10 protein-coding genes are annotated in these 16,652 nt (G+C 67.2%); 2 read left to right on the top strand and 8 right to left on the bottom strand.

Features of this window, described 5'->3' with window-relative positions; genetic code table 11:
* Positions 1 to 55: 55 nt before the first annotated feature.
* The 3 genes from fusA to rpsL form a co-directional block, all read right to left on the bottom strand.
* Complete coding sequence (fusA, locus tag D3230_RS15550; protein WP_202345969.1) at positions 56 to 2,170, bottom strand: elongation factor G; 2,115 nt, start codon at positions 2,168 to 2,170, stop codon at positions 56 to 58.
* Between the two features lie 111 nt (positions 2,171 to 2,281).
* A complete protein-coding gene (gene rpsG / locus D3230_RS15545) occupies positions 2,282 to 2,752 on the bottom strand; it encodes a 30S ribosomal protein S7 (RefSeq protein ID WP_087011656.1) in 471 nt (156 codons plus the stop codon).
* Positions 2,752 to 3,123, bottom strand: coding sequence for a 30S ribosomal protein S12 (gene rpsL / locus D3230_RS15540; RefSeq protein ID WP_025134286.1), 372 nt, complete (start codon positions 3,121 to 3,123; stop codon positions 2,752 to 2,754). Before rpsL ends, rpsG begins: the two co-directional genes overlap by 1 nt.
* Positions 3,124 to 3,642: 519 nt before the next feature.
* Between rpsL and D3230_RS15535 the strand changes: the two genes are divergently transcribed.
* Both D3230_RS15535 and D3230_RS15530 read left to right on the top strand, forming a co-directional pair.
* Positions 3,643 to 5,337 carry an AMP-binding protein gene (locus D3230_RS15535; RefSeq protein ID WP_202345968.1) on the top strand — a complete coding sequence of 565 codons (1,695 nt, stop codon included), beginning with the start codon at positions 3,643 to 3,645 and terminating at the stop codon, positions 5,335 to 5,337.
* Between the two features lie 60 nt (positions 5,338 to 5,397).
* Complete coding sequence (locus tag D3230_RS15530) at positions 5,398 to 6,741, top strand: MFS transporter (protein WP_202345967.1); 1,344 nt, start codon at positions 5,398 to 5,400, stop codon at positions 6,739 to 6,741.
* Positions 6,742 to 6,819: 78 nt separating this feature from the next.
* Here the strand turns inward: D3230_RS15530 and D3230_RS15525 are convergent, their stop codons facing one another.
* The 5 genes from D3230_RS15525 to rpoB form a co-directional block, all read right to left on the bottom strand.
* Positions 6,820 to 7,458, bottom strand: a complete 639-nt coding sequence (locus D3230_RS15525; protein ID WP_202345966.1) for a spermidine/putrescine ABC transporter substrate-binding protein — start codon at positions 7,456 to 7,458, stop codon at positions 6,820 to 6,822.
* Positions 7,458 to 7,940, bottom strand: coding sequence for a hypothetical protein (locus D3230_RS15520; protein ID WP_202345965.1), 483 nt, complete (start codon positions 7,938 to 7,940; stop codon positions 7,458 to 7,460). The genes D3230_RS15525 and D3230_RS15520 overlap by 1 nt, the downstream gene beginning before the upstream one ends.
* Positions 7,937 to 8,965, bottom strand: coding sequence for an Asp23/Gls24 family envelope stress response protein (locus tag D3230_RS15515; RefSeq protein ID WP_202345964.1), 1,029 nt, complete (start codon positions 8,963 to 8,965; stop codon positions 7,937 to 7,939). Before D3230_RS15515 ends, D3230_RS15520 begins: the two co-directional genes overlap by 4 nt.
* A 209-nt stretch (positions 8,966 to 9,174) precedes the next feature.
* Entirely contained in the window at positions 9,175 to 13,068 is a 3,894-nt protein-coding gene (locus D3230_RS15510) for a DNA-directed RNA polymerase subunit beta' (protein ID WP_202345963.1), read from the bottom strand.
* Positions 13,069 to 13,103: 35 nt separating this feature from the next.
* Positions 13,104 to 16,601, bottom strand: coding sequence for a DNA-directed RNA polymerase subunit beta (gene rpoB, locus D3230_RS15505; protein ID WP_202345962.1), 3,498 nt, complete (start codon positions 16,599 to 16,601; stop codon positions 13,104 to 13,106).
* Between the last annotated feature and the right edge of the window lie 51 nt (positions 16,602 to 16,652).

Raw genomic sequence — 16,652 nt, 5'->3', positions numbered from 1 at the left:
CTGAGCCGTTCGGTCGGCAGCAACACGGGGTGTCGCTGCCGACCGGCGGGCAACGTTACTCGCCCTTAGCCTTCTGAACGATCTCATCGGCCACGGCCTTCGGAACCTCAGCATAGGAATCGAAGGTCATCGAGAACACCGCACGACCGCTGGTCTTCGACCGCAGATCGCCAATGTACCCGAACATCTCGGAGAGCGGAACAAGGGCGCGAACGACCTTGACGCCCGATGCGTCTTCCATGGACTGGATCTGTCCACGACGCGAGTTCAGGTCGCCAATCACGTCGCCCATGTACTCCTCGGGCGTACGGACCTCGACGGCCATCATCGGCTCGAGGATGACCGGCTGCGCGAGGCGAGCGGCTTCCTTGAACGCGATGGAGCCGGCGATCTTGAACGCCATTTCCGACGAGTCAACGTCGTGGTACTGGCCATCAAGCAGCTGCGCGCGCACGCCCACGACGGGGAAGCCAGCGAGGATGCCGTACTGCATGGCGTCCTGGATACCGGCGTTGACCGAAGGGATGTACTCGCGCGGGACGCGGCCACCGGTGACCTTGTCCTCGAACTCGTAAATCTTGTCGCCCTCAACCTCGAGCGGAGCAAGCGAGATCTGCACCTTTGCGAACTGACCGGAACCACCGGTCTGCTTCTTGTGGGTGTAGTCGTACTTGGGAACCTCGCGACGGATCGTCTCGCGGTAGGCCACCTGGGGCTTACCGACGTTCGCCTCAACCTTGAACTCGCGCTTCATGCGGTCGACGAGGATATCGAGGTGGAGCTCGCCCATGCCGGCGATCACCGTCTGGCCGGTCTCGGCGTTCAGGCTCACGCGGAAGGTGGGATCCTCTTCCGCGAGCTTCTGGATGGCGACGCCAAGCTTCTCCTGGTCACCCTTGGTCTTGGGCTCAATGGCGACCTCGATGACGGGCTCCGGGAAGGTCATCGACTCGAGCACGACCTGGTTGTCCGGATCGGACAGGGTGTCACCCGTGGTCGTGTCCTTCAGACCGATCACCGCGTAGATGTTGCCCGCGGTGAGCTCGTCAACAGGGTTCTCCTTGTTGGCGTGCATCTGGAAGATCTTGCCGATGCGCTCCTTCTTGCCCTTCGTCGTGTTGACGAGCTGGGTGCCCGACGGCGCGTGACCGGAGTACACGCGGACGTAGGTCAGACGGCCGAAGAACGGGTGCACGGCGATCTTGAAGGCGAGCGCCGAGAACGGCTGGTCAGCGTTCGGCTTGCGCTCGATCGTGATCGACTCGTCGCGGGGATCGTGTGCCTCGATGGCGCCCACGTCCAGCGGGTTCGGCAGGAAGTCAACGACCGCGTCGAGCATCGGCTGGATGCCGCGGTTCTTGAACGCCGAGCCGCAGTAGACCGGGTAGATCTCGTTGTTCACGACGAGCTTGCGGATGCCGCCCTTGATCTCTTCGATCGTGAGCTCTTCGCCGCCGAAGAACTTCTCGAGCAGCGCGTCGTCGGTCTCGGCGACCGTCTCCACGAGCTTCGCGCGGTACTCCTCGGCCTTGGCCTGCAGGTCCGCGGGGATCTCCTGGGTCTCGTAGTTCGCGCCCAGGGTCACGTCGCCCTTGGCGTCGCCCTCCCAGACAAACGCCTTCATCGACAGCAGGTCGACGACGCCGATGAAGTCGGACTCGGCACCGATCGGGAGCTGCATGACGAGCGGCTTCGCACCCAGGCGGTTGACGATGGTGTCGACCGTGAAGTAGAAGTCGGCACCCATCTTGTCCATCTTGTTGACGAAGCAGATGCGGGGAACTTCGTACTTGTCGGCCTGACGCCAGACGGTCTCCGACTGGGGCTCAACGCCCTCCTTGCCGTCGAAGACGGCAACCGCGCCGTCGAGGACGCGGAGCGAGCGCTCCACCTCAACGGTGAAGTCGACGTGCCCGGGGGTGTCGATGATGTTGATCTGGTTCTTGTTCCAGAAGCAGGTCACGGCGGCCGACGTGATCGTGATGCCGCGCTCCTTCTCCTGCTCCATCCAGTCAGTCGTTGCGCCACCATCGTGGGTCTCACCCAGCTTGTGGTTGACACCCGTGTAGAACAGGATGCGCTCGGTCGTGGTGGTCTTGCCAGCATCGATGTGGGCCATGATGCCGATGTTGCGGACCTTGCTCAGGTCGGTGAGCACGTCTTGTGCCACGGGGTCTCCTCCGGGTGGGGGTGAAAGTTCGGATCGCGGGGCTGGGCCCCGCAGTCGGCGGGCAGGATCACTGAGTGTGACCCTGCCTGCCGGCTGGGTACTCCCGACTGATTACCAGCGGTAGTGAGCGAAGGCGCGGTTCGACTCGGCCATCTTGTGCGTATCCTCGCGACGCTTCACCGCGGCACCGAGGCCGTTGGATGCGTCGAGGATCTCGTTGGTGAGACGCTCCGTCATCGAGTTCTCGCGACGTGCCTTGGCGTAGCTGGTGAGCCAGCGCAGGGCGAGCGTGTTCGCACGGTGAGGCTTGACCTCGACGGGCACCTGGTAGGTGCTGCCGCCGACGCGACGCGAACGGACCTCAAGGGTGGGGCGCACGTTGTCGAGCGCCTTCTTGAGAACCGTCACTGCGTCCTGGCCGGACTTCTCAGCAACAACTTCGAGTGCGTTGTACACAATGCGCTCGGCGAGACCCTTCTTGCCATCAAGAAGAATCTTGTTGACGAGCTGGCTCACGATGGGAGCGCCGTATACGGGATCGGCGACGACAGGGCGCTTGGGAGCAGGACCTTTACGGGGCATTACTTCACCTTCTTTGCACCGTAGCGGCTGCGAGCCTGCTGACGGTCCTTGACCGCCTGCGTGTCCAGCGCGCCGCGCACGATCTTGTAACGAACACCGGGAAGGTCCTTCACACGGCCACCGCGCACGAGCACCAGCGAGTGCTCCTGCAGGTTGTGGCCCTCGCCGGGAATGTAGGCGGTGACCTCGGTCCCGTTGCGGAGCTTCACACGAGCGACCTTACGCATCGCCGAGTTCGGCTTCTTCGGGGTGGTGGTGTAGACACGGGTGCATACCCCTGCCTGCTGCGGGTTCGCCTTCAGGGCGGGCGCCTTGGTCTTCGAGACCTTCGGCGAGCGGCCCTTACGAACCAACTGCTGAATAGTTGGCACTGATTCTCCTATGTACTCCTGCACGGTGACAGGAATGCTTCAAATGGTTGAGCATGTGCGAGCGCTTGCGCGACCGCGGAGCTGCTGGCTCCGATCCCGCGTGAGCGCGAGGCCGGATCCCGAGTGCAGCTATGCCGTGGGGGTATCGCCCAGAGGCGAGAATCCCTTGGAGAGCTCCCCCATCCGTCGCCGTGCGGGCACGACTCAAGGCGATGGAGCACACCAGGAGTCAACTTTACGCGCTCTCGGGGTGCTGCGCAAGGAGCGCGCGCTCCCTCGACGCCGGCACACGCGCTGGGCCGAGCCGCAGCAGTCGGCGGGGCCACTGCGACCCTGACCGCCACCGGCGCCCAGCGCCCTCACCACGAAGCCCCCGCTCACAAGGCGATTTGTGCGAGGCCACTTCCGGTCCGCAAATCCGTGATGCTATATTGCCTGAACGTGACGATCGTCACAGTTTCGTGCCAAATGGCAGGACCGCCCGCTCAGATCTCTCCCGTATTCCGAAAGGGTCCAGCAATGACGCTCTCTCCCTCGGCGCACGTCGATACCTTCACCCGGGACTCACTCCCGCCCGAAGCCGACTGGCCCACACTCGAGTTCACCCTTCCCGAGCTCCGCTACCCCGACCGGCTCAACGCGGCAGCCGAGCTCATCGACCGCAGCACCGCCCAGTTCGGTGCCGAGCGCCCCGCGCTCCTGCTCCCGGACGGCTCCGCCTGGAGCTACGGCGAGCTCCAGGCGCGTGCCAACCAGTTCGCCCGGCTGCTCACGGACCGACTCGGCGTCGTCCCCGGCAATCGGGTGCTGCTTCGCCTGCCGAACTCCCCACTCGCCGTCGCCTGCTGGCTCGGCACGCTCAAGGCCGGTGCCGTGATCGTGACCACGATGACCGCGTGGAAGCACCGAGAGCTCGACAACGTGCTCACTCGGGTCATGCCGACCGTGGCCGTCGTCGATGCCGGCACCCTCGCCGAGGTCGCGGACACGTTCGCGGCGCACCTGCCCGCCGACGGGATCTGGGTCTCGGGTGGCGACGACGACCCCCTCGGGGCGGCGCTGGACGCCCAGCCGACCGAGTTCACCGCGGTCGCGACGGCCGCCGATGATGTCGCCCTCCTCGGCGCGACCTCCGGAACAACCGGCGCGCCCAAGATCACGATGCACTTCCACCGCGACATCCTCGCAAACGCCGACACCTTCGCACGCCACATCCTCCACCTGGGACCGGATGACGTCAGCGCGAGCACGGCACCGCTCGCGTTCACCTTCGGCCTCGGTGGGCTCGTGGTGTTTCCGTTGCGCACCGGCGGCGCGGCGGTCATCGCCGAGCACGGCGGCCCGGTGCAGCTCGCGGAACTCATCGACACGCTGGGGATCACGGTGTTCTACACCGCCCCGACGGGGTACCGGGCGCTGCTCGCCGCGGGTCACGCCGGGGCCCTCGGCCGGCTCCGCCTAGCGGTATCCGCGGGCCAGCACCTCCCCCGGAGTACGTTCGACGAGGTCGAGGCGGCCTCCGGCGTGCGCCTCATCGACGGCATCGGCTCGACCGAGATGCTGCACGTGTTCGTCTCGGCCTCCGGTGCCGACATCCGTCCGGGCCGCACGGGGCGCGCCATCCCCGGGTTCCGCGCGGCCGTGTTCGACGATGAGGGCAGGCAGCTTGGCCCCGGCGAACCCGGACTGCTGGGGGTGATCGGTCCCACGGGGTGCCGCTACCTCAACGACGACCGGCAGCGGAAATATGTCTCGAACGGCTGGAACATCACGGGCGACACCTATGTGATGGACGAGGAGGGCTACTTCGCGTACCTCGGCCGCGCTGACTCCCTGATCGTCACCGCCGGCTACAACGTCGGGGCCCCCGAGGTCGAGAACGCGCTGGCCGCGCACCCCGCCGTCGCCGAGTGCGCCGTCGTCGGCCGGCCCGACCCCCACAAAGGCACCATCGTGAACGCGTTTGTGGTGCCCATGCCCGGCCAGACACCCGGCCCCGAACTCACCCGCGCGCTCCTCGACCACGCACGCGCCGAGCTCGCGCTCTACAAGTGCCCGCGCCGCATCGACTACATCGACGCGCTGCCCACGAACGCGAGCGGCAAGGTGCAGCACTTCGTGCTGCGCGAGCGCGCCGCCGCGGAGGCCGAGGCCGAGGCAGCTGCCGCACACAGCACACCCACCGGTGCGGGCGTCCGCGAGTCTCGCGGATAGGCCCACCGGGGGGTCCCGGGGGAACACCGCGCCGTCGCGCACTCACCAGAAGGGACACCGATGTCCGAACACGCACCGCGTGGCGCCGCTGCGCCACCGGCTTCCACCCCGCTTCCCTGGCCGGTCCCGCCGGCCCTGACCCGATGGGTCCTCTTCGCCTGCTGGATCGCGATCCTGTCCGAGGGATACGATGTCGGCGTCATCGGCGCCGTACTTCCGGCGATCGCCGAGGAACGCGCCTGGGCGCTCACGCCGATCGAACTCGGCGGCCTTGCATCCTGGGCCCTCGTGGGCATGCTCGTCGGTGCGCTCTTTATCGGCGCCCTCAGCGACCGCCTGGGCCGGAAACGAATGCTCCTCGTCTCCCTCGCGATCTTCACGGTTACGCAGCTCGGCGCCGCGCTCGCGCCGAGCCCCGAACTCTTCGGGTTCTTCCGCTTCCTGGGGGGCCTGGGCATGGGCGGCATCATCCCCGTTGCGGCCGCCCTCACCATCGAGTTCTCGCCGCCGCACAAGCGCTCGCTGAACTACGGGATCATGTACTCCGGGTACTCGCTCGGCATCGTCGTCTCCGCGATCGTCGCGATGCTCCTCTTGCCCGGCCTCGGTTGGCGCTGGGTCGTCGGCTTGGGAGCTCTGCCCGTCATCCTGCTGCCCCTCATCGCGCGGCTGCTCCCGGAGTCGCTCGAATCGCTCGAGAACCGGGGCCGGCACGAGCAGGCGCGCGCGCTCGCGGCTCGGCTCCGGATCACGCCGTACCACCCGGCGATTCCCGAGGCCGCCACCCCGGGCACCGCGGTCCCCTGGCACGTGATCCTGTTCCAGCTCTTTTCGCCGCGCCACCTGCGCTCGACCCTGACGCTCTGGATCGCGCTGTTCTGCGGGCTACTCCTCGTGTACGGCCTGAACTCGTGGCTGCCGTCCATCATGCGCGAGGCCGGGTACGAGCTGGGCCCGGCGCTCGCTTTCCTCCTCGTATTCAGCCTCTCGGCCGCCGTCGGCGGCCTGGTGCTCGGCTGGCTCGCTGACCGATTCGGCCCGAAGCGGGTGCTCGTGGTCTGGTACCTGCTCGGCGGCGTCGCCTGCCTGTTGCTGATGTTCCCGGGCACCATGACGCTGAACCTCATCCTCGTGGGGATCTCCGGGGTCGGATCGATCTCCACCTCGCTGATCCTCACGGGGTACATCACCGACTACTACCCGGCCACGATGCGCGGGACCGCAACCGGGTGGGCGCTCAGCTTCGCCCGCATCGGCGCGATCGCGGGACCGCTCGTCGGCGGTTGGCTTGCCGCGATGGCCGTCGGCGTGGAGTGGAACTTCATCACCTTTGGCGCCGTCGCCGTCCTCGCCGCGGTGTTTATCCTGCTCATCCCGAAGAAGCCGGTCGCGCCGGCCGGCTAGTCATGCGCTGCCTTGCCCTGCACTGCCGCGCCTCTGGCGGGCAGTGCGGGGCAGCCTGGCGGGCAGACAGGCCTGGGCTCAGCTCGGCGGTTCGAGCCCCTCGCTGAGCTCGCTGAGCAGCGCCTCGATCTGCGGCTCCACGAACCGGTCGATGGCCGCGGTAATCCGATCCCGGTGTCCCACGAGCGCGAAACAGACCTCGCGGCCGCAGGACTCCGCGAACTCGCCCGCGCGCGCGACCTCGGCGCGCAACTGCTGTTTCTCCTCCGCGCTCAGCGGGGGCCGTGGCAGCGGCGGCGCGCCCTGACTCTCCGCCGCGAGACCGCTCAGCGTGAAGAGGAACGGCTGCGAGGAGTCCCCCGGCTCCGGATCCGGGTCCATGCCGTCGTACTCGGGGGCGAGGCCGGCACCCGGGTCGTAGCCGCCCGCGCGCCACACTTCCTCGGTGGCGAGCTCGGCGTGCAGGGCGGGGAGTTCGGCCTCGGTGAACTCGTCGACGCGCCGGTCGATGATCCGGTGCATCCGCGACAGGAGCGCGTGGATCACCTGATGCGGCACGCCGCCGGGCAGGCCGGCGGCAATGATGAGGGGCGATCCCGTGCAGCGCCGGCACAGCCGCGCACGGCCGCGATGGCTCCCGGGACGCCAGCTCGGCACCCAGCGGAGCCAGGCGTCCACGGCGACGCTCACCCGGTCCTCGATCGCCCCGGCGGCCATTACGCGGCGTCCTCGTCGCGTTCCCAGGGCCAGCGGGGTGGCGGCCGATCGGTGTACACCCGGCGCATCAACACGGCCCAGTACAGGAGGCCCACGACGAGCCAGATCACCGGAATCGCCGCGCCGAACGGGCTCAGGATCGTTTCCTCGAGCGTCATGCCCGCGAGGAAGCCCCCGCCGGACCACAGCAGATACGCCGCCCCGGCCGTGCCGATGATGTGCCCCCACGCCGGGCCACGTTGCCCGCGCAGCAGGATCAGGCTCTGCAACCAGAGCGATCCGGCGAGCAGCCCCAGCGCCAGGAACACGAGTGCCGGGCCGACGAGCCGCGAGACCTCCGGGCTGCTCACGGGGTCACGATCCAGCAGCAGGGACAGCGTGCCCCACGCCGCGATCAGCAGCGCCGCCGCAACGATCGCTGCGGCGAGGATCAGGGCCCCCACGTACCCGCGGGTGACCCCGCGGCGGGGGCCCCCACTCATGGCTGCGTGACCTGTGCCTCGGCGAGGGCGGTCTCGTACTCGGCGAGCGCCTCCGCGTTGCGGAGCTTCATGCGACGTCCGCGAGCCCCGATCCAGGCGCCGAACCAGATCGACACCTCGCGGGCGAGAAGCGCCGCAGCGATCACCGGGGTGGTCATGGCGAAGCGATGCACCATCTCGGGGAGCGTCGCGATCCCGAACCGGAAGCCCGGGAGCATGTCCTGCGGCGTCGCGTACGGGGTCCCCGCGAGGCTGATCGTCACGGCCGCCGCGGCCGCCACCACCACCGCCACGAAGAACCCGCCCAGCACGTAGGCCCACCAGCCGGCCCGGCCGACGATCAGCACGAGCAGCGAGAGCGCCACGAAGAACGCGGCCGTCGGGACGATAAACAACCACGAGGTGAGCCAGGGCATCAGCCCGGCGTCGAGGAACTGTGACGGCGGGAAGTCCGGCGCGATCCAGAGCGCGATCGCACCCAGGTACAGCGCGGCAAACACCACCGTGGCGAGCAGCGAAATCAGGATCCCCGCGCCGCGGTTGCCCCGAATCTCGGGCGGCATCGGCGTCTGCATATAGAGCGCCGCCATCGGATGATCGGCGCTGATCCGGATCTCTCCGTCGCGGGCCGGCGGCAAGGCGGCACCGAGTACCGCAGTCGGGTCGGCGGCCACGGGGTTCGCGGCGCTGGGAAGATCGTCGAAGCTCGGGGCGGGCTCAGCGGTGACCGGGGTGGTGGCGGGTGCCATGTCGAGCTGTGTGTCCACCGCGGCGATGGCCTCGCGGCGTGCCTGTTCCGCGCTCTCGGCGTCGGCCGCCGCACCGGGTGCCGCGTCGTCCGCGCCCGGCGTCGTGGGTTCCGCGCCGGCGACCTCCGCGCTCGCGTCGGCCTCCCGCGCGCGTTCGACCGCGCGGAGCACCTCGGTGTCGCTCGCCAGGGTTTCCTCGACGGGCGCTCCGGGGGCTTCGCCGGGTTCCGGCGTTTCGGCGGCCCGCGCTGGGGGCGTCTCGCGCTCTTCGCTCATCGCTGCACCTCTCGTTCGTGCTCGGGCTCAGGATCGCCGAACACACTCTCTGTGCCGCCACAGTACAACCTTGCCCGGGGTTTGTCGGGGCTACGCGCCCGGAATCGGCTAAATGCCGCCGTTCTCATCCTCGCACAATGCAGAAGCGGGCGCCCGCACCGAAGTGCGAGCGCCCGCTTCAGGCTCCGGGACGGAGCCGGGCCGAGGCCCTAGCTGTAGTTCCCCGGGTTGAACTCGTCAGCCGTGAAGCTGTCGAAGTCCACGAACGAGAGGTCGTTCTCATCGAAGGTGCCCTCGGTCGCGAACAGGCGGTTCGGGTACCGCTCCGCCTTCGCTTCCTCGGTCGCCTCGACGGTGACGTCGCGGTAGGTGCTCAGCCCCGTACCAGCCGGGATGAGCTTACCGATGATGACGTTCTCCTTCAGACCGATGAGCGGATCCTTCGATCCCTCCATCGCCGCCTGGGTGAGCACGCGGGTGGTCTCCTGGAAGGAGGCCGCCGACAGCCACGACTCGGTCGCGAGCGACGCCTTGGTGATACCCATGACCTCGGGACGAGCCGTTGCGGCACGCTTGGTCTCGAGGATCGCCTCACGGTTGATGCGCTGGTAGCGCGCCCGGTCGACGAGCTCGCCCGGGAGCAGCTCGGTCTCGCCGTGATCGACGACGGTGACCTTGCGCAGCATCTGGCGCACGATGACCTCGATGTGCTTATCGTGGATCGGCACGCCCTGCGAGCGGTACACGCCCTGCACGCCCTCAACGAGGTACTTCTGCACGGCGCGCTCACCCGGGATGTGCTTCCCGTTCTCGGTGGAACCGACCTGCAGGATGTCCTTCGGGTCAAGCGTTCCGGCGAGGAACGGCTGGCCGAGCTCGACGTGGTCACCGTCTGCGACGAGCAGGGTGGCACGCTTCAGGACGGGGTACGCCTTCTCCTCGGTGCCGTCGTCCGGCATCAGGAGGATGCGACGGCTCTTCTCGGTGTCCTCGATCGTGACGCGGCCGGCGGCCTCGGCGATCGGGGACGCACCCTTCGGGGTACGCGCTTCGAAGAGCTCCTGCACGCGGGGCAGACCCTGCGTGATGTCGTCAGCCGATGCCGAACCACCCGTGTGGAACGTACGCATCGTCAGCTGGGTACCGGGCTCACCAATCGACTGTGCCGCGATGATGCCGACGGCCTCGCCGATGTCGACGCGCTGACCGGTCGCGAGCGAACGGCCGTAGCAGGTGGCGCAGACGCCGACTGCCGACTCACAGGTCAGGACCGAGCGGACCTTGATCTCGATGACGCCACCGGCGATGAGCTTCTCGATGAGCACGTCGCCGACGTCCTCGCCCGCCGACGCCACAACGGTGCCGTCCGGGGCGACCGCGTCCGCGGCGAGCGTCCGGGCGTAGACCGAGTTCTCGACGTTCTCGTCGCCGACCAGCACGCCGTTGGCGTCCGGTGCAGCGATCGGGAGGTCGAGGCCACGGCGCGTGCCACAGTCCTCTTCGCGGATGATGACGTCCTGCGAGACGTCCACCAGACGACGGGTCAGGTACCCGGAGTCGGCGGTACGCAGAGCGGTATCGGCCAGACCCTTACGCGCACCGTGGGTCGCGATGAAGTACTCCGCCACCGACAGGCCCTCGCGGTACGAGTTGATGATCGGGCGGGGGATGATCTCGCCCTTCGGGTTCGACACCAGGCCACGCATACCCGCGATGTTTCGGATCTGCAGCCAGTTACCACGAGCACCCGAGGACACCATCCGGAAGATGGTGTTGTCCGCGGGGAACGACTCGCGCATCGCGGCGGCCACCTCGTCGGTCGCCTCCGTCCAGATCTCGGTGAGCGCCTTGTGCCGCTCGCTGTCCTGGATCATGCCGCGGTCGTAGTCGCGCTGAACCTTCGCGGCGCGCTTCTCGTGCTCCGCGATGATCTCGCCCTTGTTGGCCGGGGTCACGATATCGGAGAGCGCAACGGTCACGCCCGAGCGCGAAGCCCAGTAGAAGCCGGCGTCCTTGATGCGGTCGAGCGTTGCCGCGACCTCCACCTTCGGGTACCGCTCCGCGAGGTCGTTGACCAGGCCGGACAGCGTGTTCTTGTCGGCGACCGCCTCGAAGTACACGTAGTCCGCGGGCAGCGCCTCGTTGAAGAGGGCGCGGCCGAGCGAGGTCTCGACGAGCACGGGCTTGTCGTGGGTGACGCCCTGCGCATCGGTGTACCCGGTCAGGCGGATCCGGGCCTGTGCACCCAGATCCAGGCTGCCCTCGTCCATCGCGAGGATCGCCTCGGCCACCGAGCCGAAGGCACGGCCGGTGCCGACCGAGTCCGGCTTGATGGTGGTGAGGTGGTGCAGGCCGATGATCATGTCCTGCGAGGGCAGGGTCACCGGGCGGCCGTCCGACGGCTTCAGGATGTTGTTCGACGCGAGCATCAGCACGCGTGCTTCGGCCTGAGCCTCGACCGACAGCGGCAGGTGCACTGCCATCTGGTCGCCATCGAAGTCGGCGTTGAACGCGGCACACACGAGGGGGTGCAGCTGGATCGCCTTGCCCTCCACGAGCTGCGGCTCGAACGCCTGGATGCCGAGGCGGTGCAGGGTCGGTGCACGGTTGAGCAGCACGGGGCGCTCGCGGATGATCTCCTCGAGCACGTCCCAGACCTCGGAGCGCGCGCGCTCCACCATGCGCTTTGCGGCCTTCACGTTCTGCGCGTGCGACAGATCCATGAGGCGCTTGATCACGAACGGCTTGAACAGCTCGAGCGCCATCTGCTTCGGCAGGCCACACTGGTGCAGCTTCAGCTGCGGGCCGACCACGATGACCGAACGGCCGGAGTAGTCGACGCGCTTGCCGAGCAGGTTCTGACGGAAGCGACCCTGCTTGCCCTTGAGCATGTCGCTCAGGGACTTCAGCGCGCGGTTGCCGGTGCCCGTCACGGGGCGGCCGCGGCGGCCGTTGTCGAACAGCGCGTCCACGGCTTCCTGCAGCATGCGCTTCTCGTTGTTCACGATGATCTCGGGGGCACCGAGATCGAGCAGGCGGCGGAGGCGGTTGTTGCGGTTGATCACACGGCGGTACAGATCGTTCAGATCCGAGGTCGCGAAGCGGCCACCGTCGAGCTGCACCATCGGACGCAGCTCCGGCGGGATCACCGGGACCACGTCGAGCACCATCGCGGCCGGGCTTGCCCCGGTCTGCAGGAAGGCGCTGACGACCTTCAGGCGCTTGATCGCGCGGATCTTCTTCTGGCCCTTGCCTTCGGAGATCTGCAGGTGCAGCGTCTCCGCCTCAGCCTCCAGGTCGAAGGCTTCCAGGCGCTTCTTGATGGCTTCGGCACCCATGTACGCCTCGAAGTAATCGCCGTAGCGGTCCATGAGGTCAGCGAAGACGGCGTCCTCGGGCTTGAGGTCGCCCACCTTCAGGTTGCGGAAGTCCTCCCACACGCGCTGCAGACGAGCGATGTCGTCGTCGAAGCCCTTGCGGATCGCGGTCATTTCCTTCTCAGCCGAGGCCTCGGCGCGGCGGCGCTGATCGGCCTTCGCCCCTTCGGCTTCCAGTGCGGCCAGGTCGGTCTCGGCCTGCTGCTGGCGCTGAGCGATCTGGATGTCGCGCTGGTCCTCGAGCGCCTTCAGCTCGAGCCGCAGCTCGGCCTCAAGCTCAGCGAGATCCTCGTGACGGCCCTCTTCATCGATGTCGATGATCATGTACGCCGCGAAGTAGATGACCTTCTCGAGGTCCTTCGGCGCCATGTCGAGCAGGTAGCCCAGGCGCGACGGGACGCCCTTGAAGTACCAGATGTGCGTGACCGGCGCGGCCAGCTCGATGTGGCCCATGCGCTCACGGCGCACCGAGGACTTCGTGACCTCAACCCCACACCGCTCGCAGACGATGCCCTTGTAGCGGACGCGCTTGTACTTGCCACACGCGCACTCCCAGTCCCGGCTCGGACCGAAGATCTGCTCGCCGAACAGACCGTCCTTCTCGGGCTTCAGCGTGCGGTAGTTAATGGTCTCCGGCTTCTTGACCTCGCCGAATGACCAGCTGCGGATGTCGTCAGCGGTCGCCAGACGGATCTGCAGCTCATTGAAACTCGTACCCTCGAGCAAAATGTTCTCCTTGGTAGCTAAACGTCTGGGGCGGCTTAGATGTCGTCGATCGACGACGTCTCGAAGCGGCTGGAGAGGTTAATCCCCAGTTCTTCTGCCGTGCGGTGGGCCTCGTCATCGTTGTCACGCAGGCTGACGGCGTTACCGTCCGCACCGAGCACCTCGACGTTCAGGCAGAGCGACTGCATTTCCTTGAGCAGGACGCGGAACGACTCGGGCACACCCGGCTCCGGGATGTTCTCGCCGCGGACGATCGCCTCGTAGACCTTCACGCGGCCGAGGATGTCGTCGGACTTGACCGTGAGGAGCTCCTGCAGCGCGTATGCCGCGCCGTAGGCCTCGAGCGCCCACACTTCCATCTCACCGAAACGCTGTCCGCCGAACTGCGCCTTACCACCCAGCGGCTGCTGCGTGATCATGGAGTACGGACCGGTCGAACGCGCGTGGATCTTGTCGTCGACCAGGTGGTGCAGCTTCAGGATGTACATGTAGCCGACCGCGATCGGGTACGGGTAGGGCTCGCCGGAACGGCCGTCGAACAGGCGGGTCTTGCCGCTCGAATCGATCAGGCGCTCACCGTCGCGGGTCTCCAGCGTGGAATCCAGCAGACCGGCGATCTCCGCCTCGGACGCACCGTCGAACACGGGGGTCGCGACCTTCGTGTTCGGGGCAGCCTCGAGTGCCTGCTGCGACAGCTTCGCAGCCCACTCCGGCGTCCCCTCGACCTTCCAGCCCTGCTTCGCGATCCAGCCGAGGTGGACCTCGAGCACCTGGCCGAAGTTCATTCGACCGGGGATGCCCAGCGGGTTCAGGATCACGTCGACCGGGGTCCCGTCCGCGAGGAACGGCATGTCCTCGACCGGGAGGATCTTCGAGATGACGCCCTTGTTGCCGTGACGGCCGGCAAGCTTGTCGCCCTCGGTGATCTTACGCTTCTGAGCGATGTAGACCACGACGCGCTGGTTGACGCCCGAGCCGAGCTCGTCGTCGTTGTCGTTCTCCGCGTCGAAGACCTTGACGGACGTGACCGTGCCCGAGACGCCGTGCGGCACCTTCAGGGACGTGTCGCGCACCTCGCGGCTCTTCTCGTTGAAGATCGCGCGGAGCAGGCGCTCCTCGGCCGACAGCTCGGTCTCGCCCTTCGGCGTGACCTTGCCGACGAGGATGTCGCCGGGCGACACCTCGGCGCCGATGCGGATGATGCCGCGCTCGTCGAGGTCCTTCAGCGCCTCCATGCTCGCGTTGGGGAGATCACGGGTGATCTCCTCCTTGCCGAGCTTGGTGTCGCGGGCATCGATGTCGTATTCCTCGATGTGGATCGAGGAGAGCGTGTCGTCCTTCACCAGGTTCTGGCTCAGGATGATCGCGTCCTCGAAGTTATGACCCTCCCAGGACATGAACGCCACGAGGAGGTTCTTGCCGAGCGCGAGCTCGCCGTTCTCCGTCGCGGGGCCGTCGGCGATGACCTCGCCGGCCTCGATGCGATCGCCGGCCTTGACGATCACGCGGTGGTTGTAGTTCGTGCCCTGGTTGGAGCGGTCGAACTTGCGCATGAAGTAGCTCTTCGTGCCGCCCTCATCCTCCTGGATGGTGACGACGTCAGCCGAAACGTCAGCGATCACACCGGACTTCGCGGCGGTGACCACGTCGCCCGCGTCGATGGCGGCGTACCCCTCCATACCGGTGCCCACCACGGGCGACTCGGAGCGGACGAGCGGCACGGCCTGACGCTGCATGTTGGCACCCATGAGGGCGCGGTTTGCATCGTCGTGCTCGAGGAACGGGATCAGCGAGGTCGCGACCGACACCATCTGGCGCGGCGAGACGTCCATGTAGTCGACGCGCTCAGCGTCGACGAGGACCACCTCGGAGCCACGGGGACGGGCGAGGACCTGCTTCTCGGAGAACTTGCCGTCCTTCGTGAGCGGGGCCCCGGCCTGCGCGATGAGGTACTCGTCCTCCTCGTGCGCGGTGAGGTAGTTGACCTCGTCCGTGACCTTGCCCTCGATGACGCGGCGGTACGGCGTCTCGATGAAGCCGAACGCGTTGATCCGCGCAAAGGTTGCGAGCGCGCCGATCAGACCAATGTTCGGGCCTTCCGGGGTCTCAATGGGGCACATGCGGCCGTAGTGCGAGGGGTGCACGTCTCGCACCTCGACGCCTGCGCGGTCACGGGACAGACCGCCCGGGCCCAGCGCGGACAGACGGCGCTTGTTGGTCAGACCCGCGAGCGGGTTGTTCTGATCCATGAACTGCGACAGCTGCGAGGTGCCGAAGAACTCCTTGATCGCGGCCAACACGGGACGCGTGTTGATCAGGGTGTTCGGCGTGATCGCCTCGATGTCCTGCGTCGTCATACGCTCGCGGACCACGCGCTCCATGCGGCTCAGGCCCGTGCGGACCTGGTTCTGGATGAGCTCGCCCACGGCGCGGATACGACGGTTCCCGAAGTGGTCGATATCGTCGGTGTCCAGGCGGATGTCGATGATCTCGCCGTCGCGGACGCCGGGGAGCTTCTCGGTGCCGGCGTGGAGGCCCACGAGGTACTTGATCGTCGCGACGATGTCCTCGAGCGAGAGCACCGAGTCGGTGATCGGCGCGTCGATGCCGAGCTTGCGGTTGATCTTGTAGCGACCCACCTTGGCGAGGTCGTAGCGCTTCTCGTTGAAGTAGCTGTTGTCGAGGAGCGCGCGCGCGGCCTCGATCGCCACCTGCTCGCCCGGACGCTGCTTGCGGTAGATGTCCTTGAGCGCTTCCTCCTGCGTGAGGATGCCGTCCTTTTCAAGGGTGAGCGCGATCGACTCGTAACCGGCGAACTCCTCGAGGATCTCCTCGCTCGTCATGCCGAGGGCCTTCAGGAAGACCGTGACCGACTGCTTACGCTTGCGGTCGATACGCACGCCGACCTGGTCGCGCTTGTCGACCTCGAACTCGAGCCACGCACCGCGGCTCGGGATCACGCGAGCGGTGAAGACGTCCTTATCGGAGGTCTTCTCCTGGGTGCGGTCGAAGTAGACGCCCGGGCTCCGGACCAGCTGCGACACGATGACGCGCTCGGTGCCGTTGATGATGAAGGTGCCCTTGTCGGTCATGATGGGGAAATCGCCCATGTAGACCGTCTGGCTCTTCAGCACCTGCGTCTCGGTGTTGTAGAACGCCGCCTCGACGTACAGCGGAGCCGCGTACGTCTTGCCGCGCTCCTTGCACTCCTCGATGGTGAACTTCTGCTCGTCGAGAATCGGGTTCTCGAAGGACAGCTGCATGGTGCCAGCGTTGTCCTCGATCGGGGAGATCTCGTCGAAGATCTCCTCCAGACCGCTCTTCAGTGCGATGTCGTCGCGTCCCGCGGCCTGAGCCTCGACGACGCGCTCCTTCCAGACATCGTTGCCGACGAGCCAGTCGAAGCTCTCGAGCTGCAGTGCCAGCAGGTTCGGCACCGACAGCGTGTCGGAAATTTTGGCGAAGGACAGGCGCTGATGATCGCGGCCGTTCTTCGGTTGGGTGGATGACGATGCGTTGCGCGCAGCAGCCAAGGAAACTACCTCCGTGGGCCCCGTCGGGCCGGTTGACCTGGTCTTGCGAGA

The organism is Leucobacter chromiireducens subsp. solipictus (genome assembly GCF_016758195.1).
In the GTDB taxonomy this organism is placed as follows: Bacteria; Actinomycetota; Actinomycetes; order Actinomycetales; family Microbacteriaceae; genus Leucobacter; species Leucobacter solipictus.
The sequence above is the reverse complement of the archived record's forward strand: the minus strand, read 5'-3'. Positions and strand labels throughout refer to the sequence as shown.